This is a genomic window from Halobacillus halophilus DSM 2266, assembly GCF_000284515.1.
Classification (GTDB): Bacteria; Bacillota; Bacilli; order Bacillales; family Halobacillaceae; genus Halobacillus; species Halobacillus halophilus.
On the sequence record NC_017668.1, the window covers coordinates 570,610 to 582,976 of the forward strand.

At 42.0% G+C, this 12,367-nt stretch carries 14 protein-coding genes and 2 pseudogenes; 10 read left to right on the top strand and 6 right to left on the bottom strand.

Features of this window, described 5'->3' with window-relative positions:
- Positions 1-78: 78 nt before the first annotated feature.
- Both HBHAL_RS02890 and HBHAL_RS02895 read right to left on the bottom strand, forming a co-directional pair.
- The gene (locus HBHAL_RS02890; protein WP_014641834.1) at positions 79-384 is read right to left on the bottom strand and encodes a hypothetical protein; all 306 of its coding nucleotides are present in this window, start codon (positions 382-384) and stop codon (positions 79-81) included.
- Between the two features lie 141 nt (positions 385-525).
- Positions 526-822: a rhodanese-like domain-containing protein gene (locus HBHAL_RS02895; RefSeq protein WP_014641835.1), complete on the bottom strand. Its 297-nt coding sequence runs from the start codon at positions 820-822 to the stop codon at positions 526-528.
- Between the two features lie 292 nt (positions 823-1,114).
- Here HBHAL_RS02895 and HBHAL_RS02900 point away from each other — a divergent pair, with 292 nt between their 5' ends.
- From HBHAL_RS02900 to HBHAL_RS02915, 4 genes are all read left to right on the top strand, one after another.
- The gene (locus HBHAL_RS02900) at positions 1,115-2,281 is read left to right on the top strand and encodes a LysM peptidoglycan-binding domain-containing protein (RefSeq protein ID WP_014641836.1); all 1,167 of its coding nucleotides are present in this window, start codon (positions 1,115-1,117) and stop codon (positions 2,279-2,281) included.
- Positions 2,282-2,711: 430 nt separating this feature from the next.
- The gene (locus HBHAL_RS02905) at positions 2,712-3,536 is read left to right on the top strand and encodes an amino acid ABC transporter substrate-binding protein (protein ID WP_014641838.1); all 825 of its coding nucleotides are present in this window, start codon (positions 2,712-2,714) and stop codon (positions 3,534-3,536) included.
- The gene (locus HBHAL_RS02910) at positions 3,514-4,218 is read left to right on the top strand and encodes an amino acid ABC transporter permease (RefSeq protein ID WP_014641839.1); all 705 of its coding nucleotides are present in this window, start codon (positions 3,514-3,516) and stop codon (positions 4,216-4,218) included. The genes HBHAL_RS02905 and HBHAL_RS02910 overlap by 23 nt, the downstream gene beginning before the upstream one ends.
- An 11-nt stretch (positions 4,219-4,229) precedes the next feature.
- Positions 4,230-4,967 (top strand): amino acid ABC transporter ATP-binding protein, encoded by a 738-nt coding sequence (locus tag HBHAL_RS02915; protein ID WP_014641840.1) that lies wholly within the window; start codon positions 4,230-4,232, stop codon positions 4,965-4,967.
- A gap of 107 nt (positions 4,968-5,074) precedes the next feature.
- On the opposite strand, the pseudogene HBHAL_RS22035 reads toward HBHAL_RS02915, so the two are convergent.
- The 4 genes and pseudogenes from HBHAL_RS22035 to HBHAL_RS02930 all read right to left on the bottom strand — a co-directional run.
- Positions 5,075-5,176, bottom strand: a pseudogene (locus HBHAL_RS22035) (Rieske 2Fe-2S domain-containing protein); the annotation flags it as partial.
- 13 nt (positions 5,177-5,189) lie between these two features.
- A pseudogene (locus HBHAL_RS02920) lies at positions 5,190-5,387 on the bottom strand (FAD-dependent oxidoreductase); the annotation flags it as partial.
- A gap of 15 nt (positions 5,388-5,402) precedes the next feature.
- Positions 5,403-6,542 (bottom strand): M14 family metallopeptidase, encoded by a 1,140-nt coding sequence (locus tag HBHAL_RS02925; RefSeq protein ID WP_014641842.1) that lies wholly within the window; start codon positions 6,540-6,542, stop codon positions 5,403-5,405.
- A 425-nt stretch (positions 6,543-6,967) separates the two neighbouring features.
- Entirely contained in the window at positions 6,968-7,147 is a 180-nt protein-coding gene (locus HBHAL_RS02930) for a YjzC family protein (protein WP_014641843.1), read from the bottom strand.
- Positions 7,148-7,446: 299 nt separating this feature from the next.
- Between HBHAL_RS02930 and HBHAL_RS02935 the strand changes: the two genes are divergently transcribed.
- The 6 genes from HBHAL_RS02935 (at position 7,447) to HBHAL_RS02960 (ending at position 12,353) form a co-directional block, all read left to right on the top strand.
- The gene (locus HBHAL_RS02935; protein ID WP_014641844.1) at positions 7,447-8,430 is read left to right on the top strand and encodes a ring-cleaving dioxygenase; all 984 of its coding nucleotides are present in this window, start codon (positions 7,447-7,449) and stop codon (positions 8,428-8,430) included.
- A gap of 170 nt (positions 8,431-8,600) precedes the next feature.
- Positions 8,601-9,254, top strand: a complete 654-nt coding sequence (locus HBHAL_RS02940) for a hypothetical protein (protein ID WP_148273126.1) — start codon at positions 8,601-8,603, stop codon at positions 9,252-9,254.
- A complete protein-coding gene (locus HBHAL_RS02945; protein WP_014641846.1) occupies positions 9,239-9,988 on the top strand; it encodes a cytochrome c biogenesis CcdA family protein in 750 nt (249 codons plus the stop codon). Before HBHAL_RS02940 ends, HBHAL_RS02945 begins: the two co-directional genes overlap by 16 nt.
- 18 nt (positions 9,989-10,006) lie before the next feature.
- Entirely contained in the window at positions 10,007-10,588 is a 582-nt protein-coding gene (locus tag HBHAL_RS02950) for a redoxin domain-containing protein (RefSeq protein ID WP_014641847.1), read from the top strand.
- 15 nt (positions 10,589-10,603) lie between these two features.
- Complete coding sequence (locus HBHAL_RS02955; protein WP_014641848.1) at positions 10,604-11,287, top strand: response regulator transcription factor; 684 nt, start codon at positions 10,604-10,606, stop codon at positions 11,285-11,287.
- Positions 11,288-11,312: 25 nt separating this feature from the next.
- Positions 11,313-12,353: a sensor histidine kinase gene (locus HBHAL_RS02960; protein ID WP_145955977.1), complete on the top strand. Its 1,041-nt coding sequence runs from the start codon at positions 11,313-11,315 to the stop codon at positions 12,351-12,353.
- Positions 12,354-12,367: the final 14 nt, after the last annotated feature.

The window sequence follows — 12,367 nt, forward strand, 5'->3', positions numbered from 1 at the left end:
GATGGATAGGAAAGAGTAATGATACTTTTATACTAGTAGAAAGATAAAAAAATACCTGTTCCAAAGGAAGCCTGAAAATCAGGCTGTTTCTCCTTCAGGATCAGGTTTTGCAGCGTCCAGCATAAGGAAAATGGCTGATAGGATATGCATGGTAATCCCTACAAAAGGGATCCACCCTACACAAGAGGTTATAATCCCCAGGATACTTCCCGTGGAGGCGCCGTTATCTTTTTTCGTTAATACCAGGGTGATAATGTGTAAGATTAACATAAGTGCTAAAGGTGTCCAGAGCAGACTGATGATAATGGTTGCACCAAGAAAAGGTACCCCCAGAATGGCTTCAAAGCCGCCGGTTACCCATTTCAAAATCCGAGATGCTGACATTCGTTTCCCCCTTAAAGTGTACTCTAACGGTTAAGTATATCCAGACAACTAGTCCGATATGCTCCGATACATATCAACGGAAAAAAGGTGTCATTAAATTTAAAAACCCCGCACTTTTTTAAAAAGCGCGGGGTTATGATCTTATCGTACTTCTCCAGTCCAGGCTTTCATGCCGCCTTCCATGTTAAGGGCATTTAAGCCTCTATCATTCATGATGTCGGCAGCCATATCACTTCGTCTGCCAGAGCGGCATACCGTGATATATTCCTTGTTAGGGTCAAGCTCTCCAACTCGTTCTTCTATTTCATCCAATGGGATATGAAGAGCTTCAGGAATTTTACCTTCTGCAACTTCTTCATTGGTCCGTACATCAAGAACTTGAATGTGGTTTTCTTTTCGCTTGCTTTCAACTTGTTCAGGCTGAATGGTTTTAGCCATAGTGTGAACCTCCTTGCTCTTATCGAATATTATAGGTTTCTTAGCCGTACACTTCGATGCGTAAACCTTAGTGTTTAGCACTCAATAATAGATTTTATTGAATCTTATAAAAAGTATTCCCTGTATAAGTGCCACTAAACGAATCATGACTGAATACATATGATCAAAAATTGTTAGCGTTATTTTGAGCTTTATGTAGTATAATAGACTTAATTAGACAAAATATTCTGTTTATTGCAGCTGATCATCTTCACATTAAGGATTCAAAAAAACTTAATAAGAGGTGAATGTAATGGGAGAGAAGTTTTTTAAATACAGTGTGATCTTTCTTCTGTTTATGGGCAGTATCCTGTCTTTTTCTATTCCTGTAGAAGCGTCCGCTTCAGAGTTTGTTACCAAAGGAAATACCTATGGTAAACGTGTAGCTTTAACGTTTGATGACGGCTCCGATGGGACAAACATTGCTAATATCCTGCAAACGCTCTCCAAAGAAAATATCCACTCGACCTTCTTTTTAACAGGCTCCGGAACAAAAGCTCATCCAAATGCTATTAAAGATATTAAATCAGCCGGTCACGAATTAGCTAATCACTCCTATTCCCATGCTGATTTTACTGAGCTATCAAGCGCTGAAATAAAAAATGAATTAGACCGGACTGAAGCTGCGGTAAAAAGTACGACAGGATTATCAACCAAACCATTATTCAGGGCACCTTTTGGCTCCGTAAATTCCACTGTACTTAAAGCCGTAGGAAACGCGGGCTATACCCACACCATCCACTGGAATATTGATACACTGGATTGGAAAGGTCTATCAGAAACAGAGGTTTATAACCGGGTGGTGAATAACATCGTTCCAGGTTCCATTGTGCTGATGCACACCGGTGCGGGAGCCTCCGGGACTCCGGGTGCACTTCCGGATATCATCCGGTCATTAAAAGCCAAAGGCTATCAATTTGTTACCGTTTCGGAAATTTTAAATATGCCTTCTGCTTCAGGAACCATTCATACGGTAAAAGCAGGAGATACTCTTTATAGCCTCGCTGGAAAATATGAGGTAACGGTAAATCAAATTGTAAAAGCGAATAACCTGGTAAATGCTAATGTAATTCAGATTGGCCAACGCCTTTCCATTCCAGGGGATACGCCGAATCCTCCGCCTGCCCAGGGAGAGAGCTATACAGTGAAAGCCGGGGACACACTTTACAGCATTGCTAAAAGATATAACGTCTCCCTGAATGACCTTATTGAGGCAAATCAAATTTCAAACCCCACCTATATACGGATCGGGCAAAATCTGGTGATCCCTCAGGATATGAAAAATTACACCGTAAAAGCTGGGGATACCCTTTATAGTATAGCGCGGAGAAACGGAACAACGGTTCAGCGTTTAGCGGAGGTTAACAATATTTCAAATACGAGTTTAATCTATCCTGGTAGAACGTTAGTGCTTCCATAATATAGGGCGTGAGACAGGGAGCTTTTGTCCTTTTATGGTTTTTCAGTATCGTAAAAATTTTTAAAAAGGCGGAAAAGGACTCAGTTTGCGTAGGGCTTTCTAGTGGAACATTTACGTATGTACACAAGGAGGTATGACGATGAAACTGATTCGTTCACTAATTCATACAATTGTTGATATCCTTCTCTTTATCCCACGCGCTATTGGAAGGTTAATCAAGAAAATCGTATAATTAAGAACACTGGAATGCTAAAAGGACACTCTCCGAAGTAGGGAGGTGTTCTTTTTTTGTAGGCATAAAACAGCCATACTGGTAGAAATTAAGAGAGATCAAACATTATTGTTGACCTTTACTGAAACGACATGTATTCTCTAATAGTATATTAAACCGATTAAATTAGTTGGTATTAAAAAGGAGGAAGCAAATAGAATGAAAAAATTAACTTGGTTAACCATTACGTCATTATTTATTATTATACTTTCAGCCTGCGGATCAAGTGTAGATGAAGAGGAGTCTTCATCTGGCAGTGACCAAAGCAGTGACAAAAGTTTATATGAACAAATTCAAGAAGAAGGGGTCCTGACGGTAGGAACCGAAGGGACTTATGCCCCGTACACGTTCCATAACGAAAACGATGAACTCACAGGGTATGATGTAGAAGTAGCAAAGGAAATCGGCAAGCGTTTAGATCTTGAAATTGAATTCAAGGAAACCAAATGGGATTCTATGTTTGCCGGCTTGAACAGCAATCGTTTTGATATGATTGCGAATCAGGTAGGGATTAAACCGGATCGAGAAGAGAAGTACAGCTTTTCTGTACCTTACACTTATACATCAGCTGTTCTGGTAGCAAGAAAAGATAACAACGATATGCAAAGTTTTGAAGACTTGGAGGGCGCCGTGTCCGCTCAGTCATTAACAAGTAACTATGCCGATATCGCGAAAGAATACGGGGCTGAGATTCAAAGTGTGGAAGGGTTCAATCCTGCTATGGAATTATTAAATAATGACCGTGTCGATGCTACCGTGAATGACCGTCTTTCCGTGTTGGATTATTTGAAGGAAAAAGGCGATCAGTCGAAAGTGGAGATTGTTGCTAAAGAGGATAACGCATCAGAAACGGCTATGATGTTCCGTCAGGATAATCCTGAACTTGTGGAGGCCGTAAGCGGAGCACTGAAAGAAATGAAAGAGGACGGTACGCTAGAAGAAATTTCTAACGAATGGTTCAATGAAGATGTTTCTACTCAGTAGCTTTCTCAGTTCAGAGGACGTGACTATATTACAAGACTCCTTTCTTCCTTTGTTGAAAGGAGTTCTTTCTTATACGATTCCCCTTACGCTCATTTCTTTTGCAATTGGGCTGATATTGGCGATCACGACGGCTTTATTTAGAATTTCCGGTATCAAAGTACTGTCTGGAATAGCCAGAGTGTACGTATCCATTATTCGCGGGACTCCTCTGCTTGTCCAGTTGTTCATTGTCTTCTACGGGTTAGGTAATTTAGGAATCGAAGCTTTGAAATTTGAACCTTTTGTGGGAGCGATTATTGCGTTCTCCTTAAATACGGGGGCGTATGCTTCCGAGACGATACGGGCCTCTATTTTATCGATTGAAAAGGGACAGTGGGAGGCTTCGTCATCTATCGGAATGTCTTATCTTCAATCTTTAAGACGAGTGATCCTTCCTCAAGCTACGAGGGTGTCGGTTCCTCCTTTATCCAATTCATTTATTGGGTTGGTTAAAGAAACATCACTGGCTTCTACGATTCTGGTCAGTGAAATGTTCAGAAAAGCTCAGGAAATTGTAGCCACGACTTATACTCCTTTACTGGTGTACGTGGAAGCGGGTGCTATTTATTGGGTCATATGCTTTCTACTATCGGTTCTGCAAGGCAGAATTGAGAACCGCATGAACCGTTATGTGAAAACGTAAGGAGAATGCTCATGATTAACATGAACAATATATCAAAACAATTTGGCGACTTAGTCGTTTTAAAAGATATCAGTTTACAAGTAGAACAAGGAAAAGTGGTCGTCATCATTGGTCCTTCAGGTTCGGGTAAAACGACGCTTCTCCGGTGCTTGAACGTTCTTGAACGACCGGAAGACGGCTCCATCACAATTGATCAGCAGACTCTTAAATTTTCAGAAAAGGTTTCCAAAAAAGAAATTAGGGAGTTCAGGAAACAAACCGGCATGGTTTTTCAAACCTATAATTTGTTTCCTCACTTTACGGCCGTTCAAAATGTGATGGAAGGTCCCATAACCGTCCAAAAAGTCGCTAAGGCCAAAGCGCGTGAAAAAGCAGTGGATATTCTGACTAAAGTTGGTCTCCACGAGAAAATGGAAGTGTATCCTTATCAGCTTTCAGGAGGGCAGCAGCAGAGAGTGGGGATTGCCAGGGCCATGGCGATTGACCCTAAAGTCATGTTGTTTGATGAACCGACTTCAGCACTGGATCCGGAATTAGTCGGTGAAGTTCTCCAAGTCATGAAGAAACTAGCAGCGGAAGGTCGTACGATGGTGGTCGTTACTCACGAAATGAGCTTTGCTAAAGAAGTAGCTGATGAAGTGCTGTTTATGGATAATGGCATGATCGTTGAAAGAGGCGAACCATCTGTTCTATTTGAACAGCCTAAGGAAGAACGCACAAAGCAATTTTTAAATTTAATAAAGCAGTAATAAAAAAAGAACTTCCGGTACCGGAAGTTCTTTTTTTAGGGGGATTAAGCGAGTTTAAGACGCATTTTTCCAGACAAAGCGAACTACTAGTTTAATAGTTTTTTAGATTATGGTTCTTTGGTTAATTTTTTTAGGGGTTTCGTCGCAGGTCCTTCAATAACTTCTCCGTTCGGCGTAAATCGGGAACCGTGGCAAGGGCAGTCCCAGGAGGTAGCCGGTGGTACCTTCCACAATCTTTCCTGCTTCAAGGATCACCACGCTGTACCCTTTTTTCATCAGAAGATAAGCGGTAATAATTCCGGTGATCCCGGATCCGATGACCGTTACATCTGCTTCCGTATTCTCGGTTAGGGCGGGAAAGGATTCAATTGACTGGTCTCTCCATAAGGGAAAAGATCTTTCAGGGAGCTGATGAACCATATTTTTTTCTCCTTCTTAGGTAGTTTGATAGGAAACTAAAATCTCTTCTTGTGTAAGAATAGACTCGATGGCGAGACGTGCTTCTTCCAGTACCGATTGCCGCCATTCCTCCTGATTGGGGTAGAACATATTTTTGAATTCCTCAAGAATCCATTGCCGATCCTGCTCCTTTTCTGCTCCTTCCCAGTAAAGCTGGTTTTCCAGGATGATCGTTGTAAATTCCCGCAGCTCTGCTTTTCGGCTTGTACCGAATGTGCCAAACTCAAATAAAGCCGAAAATAGATACGTATCTGGATTTTCTTCATTTTTTACTTTATGAAAATAGTTGGTAGAGTCTCCTTTTACCTTTTTAGGAGTGAACTTTTGGATATTTTCCATTCCATACTCTTCTTTCATATGCTCTTCTTCCCGTTCATCATGTTCGGAGACGACCATTGTAACCTCGTTGGTTGGTCCAAGAGCTGTATGCCAATCCATATGGATCACACGAGGATAGGTAGAAAGGAGTTTTCTCTGCCAAGCTTTTAAAAAGCTGGCTGATTCCTCTTCGCTCGACCCTCCGTAATAGACACCGTGTGGGAATTCAAATTGTCCCATGCCTTTTGCTTTCTTAATTCCACTGTATCCTTCTCTCATCATTCCTTTACTCAATTGTTCGTATAGCTCTGTTTTTTCTTTGGCCACATCCTTAACGGGACCGTTGGGCTGAAAAATATGACGCTCTTCCGAGTAATTCTCATTTACATTCTCAGGAACTGAACCTGGTTCGAATAAATAATTACGGTTCAAATCCACGTTATTTTCAGTTACACGTCTGAAATTCCGCATTCCCCAGGGGTTGATGGCGTGGACGAGGCAGATGCCAGTAGTTTGTGGATCGATTTGATCAAGGTATTCCTCGACAAACAGGTGAGTTACTGCTGCTCCGGCATAACCTTCAATCCCGTGCTCCCCAGTGGTGAAAAAAACGACTTGATCGTTCGACGTAAGCGCTTCGGAATAAATAACATCAATGGTATTGTCCGGATCCTCTCCGATGGTTTCGGTGGATAAAACAGCCTGAGGCCACTTTTTTTTGATGGTGGATACATGTTCTTGGAATGTTTCTCTGGATTGTTCATAATCTCTCTTAAAATATTTTTCTATTGCTGTCATAGGTACACTACCTTTCGAATGCTTTTTGTAATAAATTCCACAAATGTGAAATGCTAAACAGTTATTTTTTATATTAAGATAATATAATTGATAGTGTGGAGTGACTTGAATGCTTTTGAAGTGTTAGAAATATGGGGCGAAGGATTTTTTTATTTAAGGTATAAGTGAATGTTAAAAGGTGGCAGATTGAATTGTTTTCTTTAAAAAATAAATTCAGTTTCATTTCTGAAGAATAAATCCAATCTAGGGAGAGGTTTATACGGTAAAGGGTAATAAAGTAAGTGGGAGATGAATCTTCTATCCAAAACCAAACTATAGGCATGGTACTCAACCGAGGGCTGTTGTTTTTTAGTTTCAGGACTTTTTCTATAAGAAAAGACCGGATCAAGGTTTCCCTTTGATCCGGTCTATCTTACGTTTGGTGATTACGAAGTTTTTACCCAGTGGGCAGCTTCATTACTTGAAGGAGAAGGGGGGAACTGTTCACCTTTTTCCACTTTCACTTCAGTATTGTCCTGATTTGAACCTCCACTGACTAAGCTTTGTACCTTGTAAGTGCCTGATTCTGGCGCTTTTTCGCCTGTCTTATAAGTGTTTTGTGCCATGTTGCTCCACCTCCTGAATAAATTAGAAAAGGAAAAAATAGGTTGTCCTTTTCTTATATAACGTATTTACCATAGAAGTGATGGGTTAAAACGTAATTATTTGATAAAAATGGAAAATAGGAGATTCGGCAGAGCTGGTTCATTGGAAAAGTGGGAAGATTTAAGGGAGTATAGTTCGAACAGCATATAGCGAATAATAAAACTTGATGAAATCTCTTAAAATTGACATTTAATTGTATTCATATTATATTTATCTTGAAATTGAGATAAATTATCTTTAAGTCAACGGAGGGTATGAAATGAACGAATTGAAGGGCTTGCACCATGTGACCGCTATTACCAGCAGTGCGGAAAAGAATTATGAATTTTTCACATACGTACTGGGAATGCGGCTGGTGAAGAAAACGGTCAATCAGGATGATATTCAGACATACCACTTGTTTTTTGCGGATGATAAAGGGAGTCCGGGTACAGATATGACATTTTTTGATTTTCCAGGCATCCCTAAAGGTGAACACGGAACGAATGAAATATCTAAAACTTCCTTCCGGGTTCCCAGTGATGAAGCGCTCGAGTACTGGGTGAAGCGGTTCGACCGATTAGATGTTCAACACGAGGGAATCAAAGAGACATTCGGAAAGAGAGTGCTGCCGTTTACAGACTTTGATGAACAAGCATACGAACTCGTCTCCGATGAAAATAACACTGGGGTACCTGCGGGGACTCCTTGGCAGAATGGTCCGATTCCACTGGAGTATGGCATAACGGGTCTTGGACCGCTGCACGTAAGGATTGCAGACTTTGATTATTTTAAAAAAGTGCTGGAAAAAGTTCTCCTGTTCAGAGAGATTGCCAATGAAGGTCCTTTTTATCTATTTGAAGCAGGGGAAGGTGGAAATGGAGCTCAGGTGGTGGTAGAGCATAATGATCAAATGCCTTCCTCTCGCCAGGGGTACGGTACGGTTCACCATGCGGCTTTCCGTGTAGAGGATCGAGATGCACTGAATGAATGGATTGATCGTATGCCGCGGTACGGGTTCAGGACGTCTGGTTACGTAAACCGCCATTATTTCGAATCCTTATATGCCGGTGTAGCACCACAAATCTTATTTGAGTTTGCGACCGATGGCCCAGGGTTTATGGGAGATGAACCTTATGAAACACTGGGTGAAATGCTGTCGCTGCCTCCAATGCTTGAGCCTAAACGAGAAGAGATTGAACAAGCGGTACGTCCAATTGATACGGTAAGAAGTACAAAGGATATTAAGAAAGAATATAACTAAAACGGTAAGCCCTCTCCAAGTTGATGAAACTCGGAGAGGGCTTTTTTCTTGAGAATTCATACAAATACTTCCACCTCAGGTCATCCATATTTTAGCACCTCAGGTCATACAAATATTGTAAATGGTGTGTCTGTTTAGGTGTGTTCATCATATTTTCACAGAAGTGAGGTATGATGGAATTCAATTCAGTAAAAGTAGAGGTATGTAAGATGACTATTCAACCCGTAACTATTATTCGAGTTGCTTCATTAGTAATGGCTGCCCTGGTCATGTGGCTGGCTGTATCGAAGGAAACCAGTCACAAGAAAAGGGCACTGGATCAGTTCAGCTCTCTACTGCTAACGTGGGCTTTATGGTTTATTGGTGTGAAACTTCTGACGACCTGGCCCCTTGTGCTGGAGTATCCACTTTCCGCGTTAGCGTACCCAAGCGGGACCCTGGAATTTTACTTAGCTTCATTGCTTACGATCAGCACAGAGTTTCGCAGGAAAGAGAAGCATCAGACGTTCATGTACGAGTATATTCTTCTGCTCGCTTGCAGTTTTTTCTTTTTTACATTACTTTCCCAACTGCTGCTCGAGCGAGGAGTACTGGTCGAACTGGTCCTATTTTTTGTATATCTGGCAGCCGTGCTGTTATTCAGGCAAGTTCTTATCATAAGCGCTCTTTTTTCTATTAGTGCGGCAGCTTTTGCGTGGGTAGGCGGACCACCGGCCTTAATGGGCTATCGTATGGATCTATGGTTTTATGTAGTGATCAGCCTCGCGATGTTTTTATTATGGAATTTAGAGAAGAGGAGAGAGGTATCATGTCGGTCGATGTAACGATATGGCTTGCTTTTGGAGCCGGAGTCATTTCATTTTTATCTCCATGTACACTTCCTTTGTTTCCGGCGTATTTGTCCTACATAACCGGAATGAGTGTGAAAGAGATTAAAGAGGATCAGAGTGCCAAGGTAAAAAGGAAGCTGCTTCTTCACTCGGTGTTCTTTCTATTAGGTGTATCTACCGTATTTTTGACGCTGGGGATTGGAGCATCCTACTTAGGAAACGTGATCCAGGGATTTTTATCAGGCGAATCAGGCCTTTTACTGCAGCGAATAGCAGGTGTGTTTATTATTCTGATGGGCTTTTTTGTAGCCGGATGGCTTAAAATTAATTGGTTTATGAGTGAAAAACGAATGAGCTTTAAACCGCGCCGTTCGTTTAGTTATGCCGGCACCTGGTTTGCGGGAATGGGATTTGCGGCAGGGTGGACACCGTGTATCGGTCCGATTTTTGCCTCCATTCTAATGCTTGCCGCAAGCCAGCCCACGCAGGGAGTACTGTACACAGTGGTGTACGTCCTTGGGTTTATTCTGCCGTTTCTTGCCTTCTCCTTTTTCCTAGGATCTACACGAATCATTCTGAAATATAGCGGTCAGATTATGAAAGCTGGAGGGGCTATGATGATTGTAGCAGGAGCGCTTTTATATACTGGGTATATGACGAGGATTTCGACCTTTATGTTGAACCTCGTGCAAGACACCTGGCTTTCCAATTTAGGATTTATTTTTTAATATGAAAGGAGACAGGTTATGAAACGCTGGATCATTATATTGGCTGTGACGGCTTTGTTTGGATGGGCGATCTATGATTTTGCTTATCAGGGTAAAGCGAGTACTGACCCTGAAGAAGAGGGGACGACGGTTACCACGGGAGAAACAGATGAACGTTCGAATGGGCCGGAGAACGGGAAGACGGGACTTGAAAAAGGTCAGCAGGCTCCTGACTTTACACTTCACACGCTTGAGGGAGAAGAGGTGTCTTTATCCGATTATCGGGGTAAAAAAGTGATGATTAACTTTTGGGCTACCTGGTGTCCTCCTTGCCGGGCGGAAATGCCTGATATGGAGAAATTTTATCAGAACGAAGATATTGTCATCTTAGCTGTAAATCTGACGGAAACTGAATCCGGTTTAAAAGAGGTGCAGGAGTTCAGAGATGAATTTAATTTGTCTTTTCCTATCTTATTAGATAAAAAAGTGGAAGTAGCCAATAAGTACCAGATTAATCCTGTTCCTACTTCAGTGTTCGTGGACGAAGATGGAAAAATTGATTCCGTGATGCTTGGAGCGATGAACTATGACATGATGCTTCAGCGTGTGGAGGAATTATAGGAGAGAGTACGTTATATGAAACCCGAAATTTTAATTGTAGAAGATGATCCGAAGATTTCAAATCTCGTTGCTTTGTATGTGAAAAACAGTGGTTATGAGGCACTTCAGGCTTATGATGGCGAAGAGGCAATGCGTCTGTATTCCGAGCAGAAACCATGCTTGATTATTCTTGATCTGATGCTGCCGAAAATTAGTGGGGAGGAATTCTGTGAATGGGTGAAGGAAGGACGGGAAGATGATCCCGGGGTTATTATGCTCTCGGCGAAAGCCAAAACGGATGATAAGATCAGCGGCTTGAAGCTGGGAGCAGATGACTACGTGACGAAACCGTTCAGCCCTGAAGAATTAATGGCTCACGTGGAAGCGGTACTTCGTCGAACAGGACGTGTCTGTCAAAAGATTGTTTTGAATGGCCTTGTTATCAAACCTCGAAAAGGAGAGGTGTGGCTGTACGATCAACTGCTCGAATTAACCCATTATGAGTTCAACTTGCTTTATTTTCTAATGGAAAATGCCGAACATGTATTTACACGAGAACAACTGGTTCAGCAAATCCATCCTTATGGAGAATCAGAAATCATGGGGCGTACGATTGATGCACATATAAAGAAACTGCGTAGAAAAATCGAGCGTGACCCAGCCAAGCCTGAGCGGATTCTTACCGTGAGAGGAATGGGGTATAAATTTGTTCAAAATTAGAAGAAGCTTAACTCAGAAGCTGTGGGTGAAACTCACTATGGCCAATATAGCCATGCTTGCTGCGGTTGTTATCCTTACAGGCTTCACCCTCTATCGAACCGCTTGTTTCCTGGCTTCGAACGTAGCGGGCGTCGAGGGGCAGACCCAGACGTCCTTTAATTCCACCTTGTCGTCTTATGTGTGGATCATTACGCTGCTTCTTATTATAGTAGGTGCCTTCTTCTATTCTGTCATAACGAAGCGAATGCTTGAGCCTGTAAATGAACTCTCGCGCGCCATTCAAACGATGAAAAAAGGGGAGTATCCTACACAGTTGATACCCCGGTCCCAGGACGAAATCGGAGAATTGGTGCATCACGTGAATCATTTAAATTTCCTGCTTGAACAGCAGGAGAGCAGTAGAAACCAAATGCTTCATGATCTCTCCCATGAACTCAGAACCCCTCTTTCGAATTTACAAGGTTATTTGGAAGCACTTAATAAAGGCGTAATTCAGGGTGATCAGGATATTTATAAGTCTTTGGCTGAAGAAACTGAACGGGTTACTCAGCTGGTTCAAGGACTGGATGAAGTGAAGAAATGGGGCAGGAACGATGAAGAACGTCCCATGACCAAACAGTATACAGTCATGGACAAGTTTATCCTGCAAATTGTCCAGCTATTCGAAATCGAATATGAGCGAAGGGGAATTGATTTAATCGTTCATGCTTCTCCTGAAGTGATCATGATGAATCAGCAGGGTATCCAGCAAGTGGTAACCAACCTATTAAATAACGCTTTGCATTATTATCAAGGCCACTCCCCTGTAGAAGTAAAAGGAGAATCAGGGGGTTCGTTTTATACGTTAACCGTTTCAGGTCCCGGGCAACCTATTCCTACTAGCGATCAGAATAAAATTTTTGAACGATTTTATCAGGTGGACCCTTCCCGTACACGTAACGACGGCGGATCTGGTCTTGGATTAGCGATCAGCAAGGAAATTGTGGAGAAGCACGGTGGGGAGATATGGCTCGAGACAGACGGCACACGTCATTCGTTTCATGTACAACTGCCTTTAAACACATAATAGGAGAATAAGAG

Excerpts from the sequence above, each read along its gene's own strand:
- HBHAL_RS02890 (WP_014641834.1), bottom strand. The coding sequence starts at position 384 with ATGTCAGCATCTCGGATTTTGAAATGGGTAACCGGCGGCTTTGAAGCC.
- HBHAL_RS02895 (WP_014641835.1), bottom strand. The coding sequence starts at position 822 with ATGGCTAAAACCATTCAGCCTGAACAAGTTGAAAGCAAGCGAAAAGAA.
- HBHAL_RS02935 (WP_014641844.1), top strand. The coding sequence starts at position 7,447 with ATGAACGAATTGAAGGGCTTGCACCATGTGACCGCTATTACCAGCAGT.
- HBHAL_RS02925 (WP_014641842.1), bottom strand. The coding sequence starts at position 6,542 with ATGACAGCAATAGAAAAATATTTTAAGAGAGATTATGAACAATCCAGA.
- HBHAL_RS02945 (WP_014641846.1), top strand. The coding sequence starts at position 9,239 with ATGTCGGTCGATGTAACGATATGGCTTGCTTTTGGAGCCGGAGTCATT.
- HBHAL_RS02900 (WP_014641836.1), top strand. The coding sequence starts at position 1,115 with ATGGGAGAGAAGTTTTTTAAATACAGTGTGATCTTTCTTCTGTTTATG.
- HBHAL_RS02955 (WP_014641848.1), top strand. The coding sequence starts at position 10,604 with ATGAAACCCGAAATTTTAATTGTAGAAGATGATCCGAAGATTTCAAAT.
- HBHAL_RS02910 (WP_014641839.1), top strand. The coding sequence starts at position 3,514 with ATGAAGATGTTTCTACTCAGTAGCTTTCTCAGTTCAGAGGACGTGACT.
- HBHAL_RS02905 (WP_014641838.1), top strand. The coding sequence starts at position 2,712 with ATGAAAAAATTAACTTGGTTAACCATTACGTCATTATTTATTATTATA.
- HBHAL_RS02950 (WP_014641847.1), top strand. The coding sequence starts at position 10,007 with ATGAAACGCTGGATCATTATATTGGCTGTGACGGCTTTGTTTGGATGG.
- HBHAL_RS02930 (WP_014641843.1), bottom strand. The coding sequence starts at position 7,147 with ATGGCACAAAACACTTATAAGACAGGCGAAAAAGCGCCAGAATCAGGC.
- HBHAL_RS02915 (WP_014641840.1), top strand. The coding sequence starts at position 4,230 with ATGATTAACATGAACAATATATCAAAACAATTTGGCGACTTAGTCGTT.
- HBHAL_RS02940 (WP_148273126.1), top strand. The coding sequence starts at position 8,601 with ATGATGGAATTCAATTCAGTAAAAGTAGAGGTATGTAAGATGACTATT.